Source organism: Eubacterium sp. CAG:161 (assembly GCF_000432355.1).
GTDB lineage: Bacteria > Bacillota > Clostridia > Lachnospirales > Lachnospiraceae > Eubacterium_G > Eubacterium_G segne.
Genome location: NZ_HF991827.1, coordinates 1 through 5,812, shown reverse-complemented (window position 1 = coordinate 5,812; position 5,812 = coordinate 1). Strand labels below are relative to the sequence as shown.

Sequence of the window (5,812 nt, the reverse complement as noted above, 5' to 3'; positions counted from 1 at the left end):
CAGAAGAACTGTTATTAATGGAAGGGGATAAGGAGAAACTGAGCGTAAAAGAATGCAGGTGCAGCACTTTACAGAAGCTTTGGGAAAACCAGCACCACTATGTATATATCAATTGTAGCAAATATAGTAAATGTAGCGGGAAACTGTATTGGTTTATTTTTGCCATTACCCCTGTTATAATGAATTTTTACGCATTAGAAGATAAAGTAATTTAAATTTTTTGAAAGGAGCAATTAAATGAAAAAATTAGTTACAATTATTATGGCAGTTGTGCTTATGATTTCTTTAGCAGCCTGTGGAGAAACAAAGAAACCAACAGAGGAAATCTCAGACAGTACGGAGGTTACAACAGAAAATTCTACAACTGAGAAAAGTGAAACTGAAGGTAATACAACCGTCGAAAATGGAAAAAATATCTCAGTATTGTTTTTTTCAGTAACAGGAACTACCCGAAATGTTGCACAAAAAATTGCCGGAACATTGGGAACAGATACCATGGAAATCATTCCAAAGGAGGAATATACTTCTGATGATATAGATTACAGCAATGATGATTGTCGTGCAAATAAGGAAATGAAGGATGAGTCCTCCAGACCGGAAATTAAAAATGACTTAAGCAAAGTAGAAAATAGTGATACTATTTATATAGGATACCCTATATGGTGGGGAACGGCACCGAGAATAATACAGACGTTTTTTGAAAGCTACGATTTAAAGGGAAAGACAGTGTATTTATTCTGTACTTCCGGTGGCAGTGGAATTGAACAAAGTGTAAGTGATTTGCAAAAATTATATCCCGATGTAAACATTGCCGCAGGAAAGCGTTTTGATGGAAATGTCACAGATGAGGAAGTAAATAACTGGACTAATGGGGTAAAATAAAGTTAAATTACCGGGAGGCAATTACATTATGGATTTGAGAGTATTAAGATATTTTTTAATGGTGGCAAAAGAGCAAAGTTTTACCAAAGCGGCTAAGCAGCTTAATATAACACAACCTACCCTTTCAAGACAGCTGGCGGCTTTAGAAGAGAAACTTGGGGTAAAGCTGTTTAACAGAGGTGGTCACAGCATTACCCTGACTAATGAAGGTTTGCTGCTAAAGCGCAGGGCATTGGAACTGGTAGATTTGGAAGACAAAATTGTCAGTGAATTTAAGGGCAACAGGGAGTCTGTAGAAGGGAAAATTACCATAGGCTGTGGCGAATTTATAGCTGTGGAAACCTTGGCAAAAATATGCAAAAAATATAAGGAAAAATACCCTTTAGTTCAGTTTGCCATACATACAGGAACCGCTGACAACATTTCAGAAATGATGAATAAAGGGCTTGTGGATATAGGATTGTTTCTTGAGCCCGTTAGCACTGAAGGAATGGATTATATTAGAATGCAGGGATGTGACCACTGGGTAGTAAGCATGAGAGTGGATGATTCATTGGCAAAAAAAGAAGTTATTACAAAAAAAGATTTGTTAAAGCTTCCACTGATATTGCCGGAAAGAACCAATATACAAAGTGAATTGGCAAATTGGTTCGGAAAGGATTTTAGCAGACTGAATATTGCTTTTACCAGTAATTTAGGGACAAATGCAGGAGTTATGGCTATAAACGGATTAGGATATCCTATTTCCATTGAAGGTGCCATGCGATATTGGAGGAGAGATTTGGTGGTACAAAAAACATTATCACCGGAGATTCTGGCAAGCACCGTAATAGCATGGAGGAGGAATATACCTTACTCACCGGCAGTAAGTAAATTTATAGAAGAAATAAATGCCTACAAGGCATAAAAAGACATACAATATGGGTATTAGACATAACGACAAAATAAAGTATATAATAAATGGGTAGGATAAATTAATTTGTCTTATCCATTTTGTGTAATACAAAAACATGAGGAGGTATTAGTTATGGCAAAGAAGTTAGTGGCATATTTTAGTGCAAGTGGAGTAACAAAAAAAGTAGCTGAAATAGTATCAGAGGCAGATAACAGTGATTTATATGAAATCACACCAAAGGTACCATATACAAAGGCAGACCTTAACTGGATGGATAAAAAATCAAGAAGCAGCGTAGAAATGAGTGACAAAAAAATCAGACCTGAAATAGCAGGAGATGAAATAAATCCTCAGGATTATGACGAAATTCTTATAGGATTTCCGGTTTGGTGGTATGTTGCACCAACAATTATTAATACATTTTTAGAAAAATATGATTTTTCAGGCAAAAAGATAATCTTGTTTGCCACATCAGGAGGAAGCGGATTTGGAAACACCGTAAAAGAATTACAGCCGTCAGCACCTGATGCAATAATCACAGAAGGCAAAGTTTTAAACGGCATGTCGAAACAGGAAATAATAAATTGGGCAAAGAGTATATAGAGGAGGAAACAAAATGAACGAAGTTCATTTTTATAAATGTTTCCGACGAACTGCCGCCGACCAAGGGGAGGGGGCGCAACAATATGGAGGAAACAAAATGAACGAAGTCCATTTATAGGAGGAAATTGTTATGGCAAAAATAACACAGACAGCAGGAAGAAATGCATTAGGAGAATTTGCTCCTGAGTTTGCGCATTTTAATGATGATGTTCTTTTTGGAGAAAATTGGAACAATCAGGATATAGACGTAAAAACAAGAAGTATTATAACAGTTGTGGCACTTATGGCATCAGGAATTACAGATTCATCTCTTAAATTCCATTTGGAAAATGCCAAGGCCCATGGAGTTACCCAGAAGGAAATTGCTGCAATTATTACCCATGTGGCTTTTTATGCAGGCTGGCCAAAGGGATGGGCAGTTTTTAACCTTGCAAAAGAGGTGTGGAATGTAAAGGAAGGGGATTTGCCTTACGAAGATGAGGCGATGAGAGCTCACGCAAAAGAAATGGTATTTCCAATTGGGGCGCAAAATGATGCCTTTGCCAAGTATTTTGTAGGAAAGAGTTATCTTGCACCGGTATCAACCAATCAGGTGGGAATTTTCAATGTAACATTTGAGCCGGGTTGCCGTAACAACTGGCATATTCATCATGGAAAGAATGGTGGAGGACAGATTCTTGTGTGTGTAGCCGGACGTGGATACTACCAGGAGGAAGGAAAAGAAGCCATTGAAATGAAACCGGGAGATTGTATAAATATTCCTCCGGAGGTAAAGCATTGGCATGGAGCCGCACCTGACAGCTGGTTTAGCCATTTAGCAGTTGAAGTTCCGGGAGAAGAAACATCAAATGAATGGTGCGAGGCTGTGTCAGACGAAGAATACGGAAAATTGAAATAGGAATAATATATGACGAGTTGCCGCTGACCGGAGGGAGTGGGCGCAACATATTATGTTAGGAGGAAATAAATGTATACCAAAACAATTACATTGAATAATGGCATAAAAATACCACAGTTAGGACTGGGAACGTGGTTTATAGATGATGACAAAGTGGCAGAGGCAGTAAAGGCAGCAGTAGATTTGGGATACAGACATATCGATACTGCACAGGCTTACGGAAATGAACGTGGAGTTGGTGAAGGTGTCAGAAACTGCAAAATTCCAAGGGAAGAATTATTTGTTGTATCAAAGGTTGCTGCAGAACACAAAACTTACGAGTCAGCTGCTAAAAGTATTGATGAGACTTTGGAGAAGATGGGACTTGATTATCTTGACATGATGATTATTCATAGTCCACAGCCGTGGGTAGAGGTAAATCAGTCTGAAAACAGATATGTAGAGGGTAACAGAGAAGCCTGGAGAGCTCTTGAAGATGCATACAAGGCAGGAAAATTAAAGGCTATTGGCGTATCAAATTTTCAGATTGAAGATATTGAAAGTCTTTTGGAAGTGGCAGAAATTAAACCTATGGTAAACCAGATTCTTTGCCATATCAGCAATACACCGGAGGAACTTATAGAGTTCTGCAAGAAGAAGGATATTGCCGTGGAGGCATATTCACCAATTGCCCATGGCGAGATATTAAATCAGCCGGAAATCAAACACATGGCAGATAAGTATGGCGTTTCTGTTGCACAGTTGTGTATCAGATATACATTACAGCTGGGAACCATATCACTTCCTAAAACCGGAAATCCGGAGCATATGAAAACTAATGGAGATGTAGATTTTGAAATTAGTAGGGAGGATATGGAGCTTCTAAAGAATTTTAAAAAAATTGAAAGCTATGGAGCAAGCAGCGGTTTCCCTGTGTATGGTGGAAAGTTATAGTTTTATAGGTGGAATGAATTTAATCAAGGCGGATTGTTGCGGACAAATATTCGTGACAATCCGCCTTGGTTGTTTACATATGTCTTTTTAAAATAACAAAGCCATATACAAATTACTATTACGTTTATTAATTATCTGAATATCATGTCCCTGCATAATCATAAAAACGCAATCGTCAACAACTTGTTGACAATTCTAAAATGCTGATATATAATCCTTATTAAGAATAAATCCTAATAAGGAGGACGAATGACAAACAGAAGGAACACCATACAGAAAGATCTGGTACGAAATGCTGTATACGAGATGAAAAGACATGTTACAGCAAATGAAGTGTATGATTTTATTAAAGAAGCATATCCTACAATTGGAAAAGGAACTGTATATAGAAATCTTGATATATTGGTAGAAGAAGGTGCTTTAAGAAAGGTTGAAGTCCCGGATGGACCGAACCGGTTCGATTTTACGTTGAAAAATCACTATCATGTCAGATGCGTAAAGTGCGGTGAGGTTTCAGATGTGGATATGGATGAAATATTGGACTTGATGGAGAGAATTCATAACACTCATGGAACTAAATTTTTGGATTATGATATTTCATTTAAAGGTATTTGCTCAAAATGCAGGGAGAAGGTAAAGGAGGAAAAATATGGATAGGAAAGCAATGTATAAGTTGAGTTATGGATTGTTTGTACTGACTGCTAAGGAAGACGAAAAAGATAATGGTTGTATCATTAATACTGCTATTCAGGCAGCTTCAGAACCAAACCAGTTAAGTATCTGCGTTAACAAAGCAAATTACACTCATGATATGATTCAAAGAACCGGAAAATTCACAGTATCGGTCCTGAGTCAGAATGCACAGTTTGAATTGTTCAAACATTTTGGCTTTCAATCAGGAAGGAATGTTAATAAATTTGAAGCATTTGAAAAGTGTGCCAGAGGTTCAAACGGTATTTACTATGTTACAGAAGGTACAAATGCATACATTTCTGTAACAGTTAATAAAACAGAGGATTTAGGTTCCCATACAATGTTTATGGGTGAGATAACTGATATGGAAGTTTTAAGTAATGTTCCTTCAGTAACATATGATTATTACCAGAATAATATTAAGCCTAAGCCAGAGAAAGTTGGAAAGACGGAGGATAGTCAGACAATATGGCGTTGCAGAATTTGCGGATATGAATATGTAGGCGAGGAATTACCAGATGACTTTATATGTCCTTTGTGCAAGCACCCGGCATCAGATTTTGAAAAAGTAGTAAAGAAAACGGAGGTAAAAGAAATGGCAGCAAACAAATATGCGGGAACACAGACAGAGAAAAATTTACAGGAGGCATTTGCAGGGGAATCACAGGCAAGAAATAAGTATACCTATTTTGCTTCTGTAGCGAAAAAGGAAGGCTACGAGCAGATGTCAGCTTTATTTTTAAAAACAGCAGATAACGAGAAAGAACATGCAAAGATGTGGTTCAAGGAATTAGCAGGAATTGGTGATACAAAGGAAAATCTGGCGGCAGCTGCAGAAGGCGAAAATTATGAATGGACAGATATGTATGAGGGATTTGCGAAAACAGCTGAGGAAGAAGGATTCCCTG

General features: G+C 37.6%; 8 protein-coding genes. All 8 read left to right on the top strand.

Annotation, left to right across the window (positions count from 1 at the left end; all coding sequences use genetic code 11):
• A partial coding sequence (locus Q5O30_RS00040) for a hypothetical protein (protein WP_302674474.1) occupies nucleotides 1-215 on the top strand: 215 nt, incomplete at its 5' end.
• A 22-nt stretch (nucleotides 216-237) separates the two neighbouring features.
• Nucleotides 238-882 carry a flavodoxin gene (locus Q5O30_RS00035; RefSeq protein WP_021951733.1) on the top strand — a complete coding sequence of 215 codons (645 nt, stop codon included), beginning with the start codon at nucleotides 238-240 and terminating at the stop codon, nucleotides 880-882.
• A 28-nt stretch (nucleotides 883-910) separates the two neighbouring features.
• On the top strand, nucleotides 911-1,789 hold the full coding sequence (locus Q5O30_RS00030) for a LysR family transcriptional regulator (RefSeq protein WP_021951732.1): 879 nt from the start codon (nucleotides 911-913) through the stop codon (nucleotides 1,787-1,789).
• 120 nt (nucleotides 1,790-1,909) lie between these two features.
• A complete protein-coding gene (locus tag Q5O30_RS00025; protein WP_021951731.1) occupies nucleotides 1,910-2,380 on the top strand; it encodes a flavodoxin in 471 nt (156 codons plus the stop codon).
• Nucleotides 2,381-2,510: 130 nt separating this feature from the next.
• Nucleotides 2,511-3,278 (top strand): carboxymuconolactone decarboxylase family protein, encoded by a 768-nt coding sequence (locus Q5O30_RS00020; RefSeq protein WP_021951730.1) that lies wholly within the window; start codon nucleotides 2,511-2,513, stop codon nucleotides 3,276-3,278.
• A gap of 69 nt (nucleotides 3,279-3,347) precedes the next feature.
• Complete coding sequence (locus tag Q5O30_RS00015; protein WP_021951729.1) at nucleotides 3,348-4,211, top strand: aldo/keto reductase; 864 nt, start codon at nucleotides 3,348-3,350, stop codon at nucleotides 4,209-4,211.
• 249 nt (nucleotides 4,212-4,460) lie between these two features.
• Nucleotides 4,461-4,868, top strand: a complete 408-nt coding sequence (locus Q5O30_RS00010; protein WP_021951728.1) for a Fur family transcriptional regulator — start codon at nucleotides 4,461-4,463, stop codon at nucleotides 4,866-4,868.
• A partial coding sequence (locus Q5O30_RS00005; RefSeq protein ID WP_302674473.1) for a flavin reductase occupies nucleotides 4,861-5,812 on the top strand: 952 nt, incomplete at its 3' end. The genes Q5O30_RS00010 and Q5O30_RS00005, both read left to right, overlap by 8 nt.

Excerpts from the sequence above, each read along its gene's own strand:
- Q5O30_RS00035 (WP_021951733.1), top strand. The coding sequence starts at position 238 with ATGAAAAAATTAGTTACAATTATTATGGCAGTTGTGCTTATGATTTCT.
- Q5O30_RS00030 (WP_021951732.1), top strand. The coding sequence starts at position 911 with ATGGATTTGAGAGTATTAAGATATTTTTTAATGGTGGCAAAAGAGCAA.
- Q5O30_RS00025 (WP_021951731.1), top strand. The coding sequence starts at position 1,910 with ATGGCAAAGAAGTTAGTGGCATATTTTAGTGCAAGTGGAGTAACAAAA.
- Q5O30_RS00020 (WP_021951730.1), top strand. The coding sequence starts at position 2,511 with ATGGCAAAAATAACACAGACAGCAGGAAGAAATGCATTAGGAGAATTT.
- Q5O30_RS00015 (WP_021951729.1), top strand. The coding sequence starts at position 3,348 with ATGTATACCAAAACAATTACATTGAATAATGGCATAAAAATACCACAG.
- Q5O30_RS00010 (WP_021951728.1), top strand. The coding sequence starts at position 4,461 with ATGACAAACAGAAGGAACACCATACAGAAAGATCTGGTACGAAATGCT.